We start from the raw sequence: 2,870 nt of genomic DNA, 5'->3' as shown, positions 1-2,870 counted from the left end.
CCGTCCTTTTTGGACGGGCGGGACGCCCATCCCACAATAACAATTAAAATTATAAGTTATTTAATTCGCGATCCTAACCTGACGCACCCTAAAATGACTAATCTAAAGTCTAAAATCTGAAATCTAAAATGGTATGACTTCAACACTGCCAACTATTAAGTTTTTGAAACAGCCGACTTCGGAAGCTTGGGTGGAACAGGCGATCGCCCATTTGGATACAATCTTATTAGACCATTCTCACTGCGAGCGGAAAGCGGCGGGAGTAGCGTTAAATTTAATGTTTCGCTACCCAGCCCGCGAAAAATTGGTGAGGATGCTAACGGCGATCGCCCGCGAAGAATTAGAGCATTTCGAGCAAGTCAACCAGCGGTTAGAACAGCGCGGCATTGCTTTAGGCCCTTTGGCTGCACCTCCCTATGGTGCCGGTTTGTCCGCCCAAATTCGCAAGCAGGAACCGGAGAGACTTTTGGATTCTTTGTTGGTTTCTGGTTTGATAGAAGCGCGCAGTCACGAACGGTTGGGGCTGCTGGGCGATCGCTGTCCCGACGCCCAATTAGCTAAGTTTTACCGCAGTTTGATGGCTTCGGAGGCGCGCCATTACGGGGTATATTGGATTTTAGCAACAACTTATTTCGATCGGGATATTGTGATGCAGAGGTTGGAGGAATTATCATTAGTAGAGAGCGAGTTGCTGGCAAGTCTTCATCCCGAACCGAGAATTCACAGTTAAAAGCTAGGTGCATTTAAAAACTGTAAAACACAAAAAATGAGTAAGTTTACAGTTGCTAAAGTCAAAAAATAAATATACGTTGCAATAACCAATGAAAACCCAACATCTGGATTTTTTAATTCGTTCCTGGGAAACCCGCGATCGCGCTGAGGCGTTCTATTTAATTAGGGATGTTTTAGCAGAGTACGGTTTAAAATGCGAACCTCACGGGGCAGATCGAGATGTCTATGATGTAGAACTACATTATCATAATCAAGGTGGCGAATTTTGGGTAGTTGAGCGGCAGGATAAAATAGTCGGTACGGCGGCTTACTATCCGATTGAGCGCGGAAATAATGCTGTGGAAATTCGCAAAATGTATATTTTGCCAGCAGCAAGAGGACAGGGTTTGGGTAAATTTTTACTGCAAGAATTGGAAAGTAAAATTATCGCTCGCGGCTTTGATGAAATCTGGATAGAAACTGCCAGCATTCTCAAAGAAGCTGTGAAAATGTATGAAAATAGCGGATATCTACCGACAACTGGTGTGGAGACGCCAAGGTGCGATCGGGTTTACGTAAAATTTCTAGGTACAAAAAAAGTACAATAAGGTTTGTGTAAACAATGATTAATTTACTCAGTTTCAATCAACTGTTGATTGAAACTGAGTAAATTAATCTAGGAGGAAAACCAATGACTATCACCACAGAAAACTCTCACTCTCAAAATAATGCTACCAACAAATTGCTAGACGGCCCTAAAGACGCTAGATTTGTTCAGACAGTGCGGGGAATTTTAAATCCTCTGTATTATTTAGATAGTAATTCTCAGCGCTACGGCGACCTTTTTACCAGCATATTCAGCAACTTTCCGCCGCAAGTAATTATTAGCAATCCTCAAGCTATTCAAGAAATTTTTACATCCGATTCCAAACTCTTTGAATCCAGTACGGGAAACCAGATAACGCTACCTTTAGTAGGCTCGAATTCGTTATTGTTGTTAGATGGCGATCGACATTTGCAGCAGCGTAAACTTTTAATGCCACCTTTTCATGGTGAACGGATGAAAGCTTACGGACAAATCATCCGCGATACAACCGAAAAAGTAATTAATAATTGGACTCCTGGTAACTCGGTAATCGCGCAATCAACTATGCAGGAGATTTCCTTGGAAGTAATTTTACACGCTGTTTTTGGGCTGAGCGAAGGAGAACGCTACCAGCAAATCCAGCAACTAATGATTAATATGTTCAGCCTGTTTAGCAATCCATTAAGCGCTACCTTTTTGTTTATCAAGTCGTTGCAAAAAGATTTAGGTGCTTGGAGTCCTTGGGGAGGATTTCTGCGACAAAGACAGCGTTTAGATGAACTGCTTTATCAAGAAATTCGCGAGCGCAAAACTCAGTCTGAACCATTGGGCGAAGACATCCTGAGCTTGTTAATTTCCGCTCGTGACGAAGCAGGAAAGCCGATGAGCGACGTTGAATTGCGGGATGAATTAATGACAATCTTATTCGCAGGACACGAAACTACAGCCACAGCTTTAGCCTGGGCTTTGTATTGGATTCACTACATCCCAGAAGTCCGTGAAAAACTGCTGCAAGAACTCAATTCTATTGATGTCGAAAATTGCGAGCCGACGGAAATAAGTAAACTCCCGTATTTGAATGCTGTCTGTTGCGAAACGCTGCGGATTTATCCGATCCTATTTTTTGCATTTCCGCGCCTTCTGCAAGCTCCCATGCAGTTAATGGGTTATAATATTCCCAAAGGAATGATACTTTCTACCTGCATTTATTTGGTTCACCACCGACCGGATATTTACCCGGAACCAAAACGTTTTAAACCCGAACGTTTTCTAGAAAGGCAATTTTCGCCTTACGAATATTTGCCGTTTGGAGGAGGGAACCGCCGCTGTATTGGCACAGCATTCGCAATGTTTGAAATGAAGTTAGTATTGGCGAAAGTGCTGTCACGATACTCTTTAGAACTTGCAGAAAATCGTCCGGTTTTGCCAGTACGCCGCGGTTTGACAATGGCACCCGCTGGTGGTGTGCGTTTGGTTGTAAAGGGTCGGATTTGAATCTTAGGAATGAGAATTAAATAACTTCCACTCTTGAAAGTGGGATGGGCGTCCCGCCCGTCCAAAAAGGACGGGCGGG

3 protein-coding genes are annotated in these 2,870 nt (G+C 43.4%); all 3 read left to right on the top strand.

Translation table 11 applies throughout. The features are described 5' to 3' along the window. The first annotated feature begins 133 nt into the window (after positions 1 to 133). The 3 genes from QUB26_RS31540 to QUB26_RS31530 all read left to right on the top strand — a co-directional run bounded on the left by QUB26_RS31540 (position 134) and on the right by QUB26_RS31530 (position 2,791). Positions 134 to 730, top strand: coding sequence for a tRNA isopentenyl-2-thiomethyl-A-37 hydroxylase MiaE (locus QUB26_RS31540; protein WP_333247032.1), 597 nt, complete (start codon positions 134 to 136; stop codon positions 728 to 730). Positions 731 to 821: 91 nt separating this feature from the next. Then, positions 822 to 1,319: a GNAT family N-acetyltransferase gene (locus QUB26_RS31535; protein ID WP_333247030.1), complete on the top strand. Its 498-nt coding sequence runs from the start codon at positions 822 to 824 to the stop codon at positions 1,317 to 1,319. 83 nt (positions 1,320 to 1,402) lie between these two features. Continuing rightward, positions 1,403 to 2,791, top strand: a complete 1,389-nt coding sequence (locus QUB26_RS31530; protein ID WP_333247029.1) for a cytochrome P450 — start codon at positions 1,403 to 1,405, stop codon at positions 2,789 to 2,791. Positions 2,792 to 2,870: the final 79 nt, after the last annotated feature.

This window comes from Microcoleus sp. B4-C1, from assembly GCF_036705285.1.
Lineage (GTDB): Bacteria > Cyanobacteriota > Cyanobacteriia > Cyanobacteriales > Microcoleaceae > Microcoleus.
This window is presented reverse-complemented; position numbering and strand designations above follow the sequence as displayed.

Coding starts and splice junctions, on each gene's coding strand:
- QUB26_RS31540 (WP_333247032.1), top strand. CDS start 134: ATGACTTCAACACTGCCAACTATTAAGTTTTTGAAACAGCCGACTTCG.
- QUB26_RS31535 (WP_333247030.1), top strand. CDS start 822: ATGAAAACCCAACATCTGGATTTTTTAATTCGTTCCTGGGAAACCCGC.
- QUB26_RS31530 (WP_333247029.1), top strand. CDS start 1,403: ATGACTATCACCACAGAAAACTCTCACTCTCAAAATAATGCTACCAAC.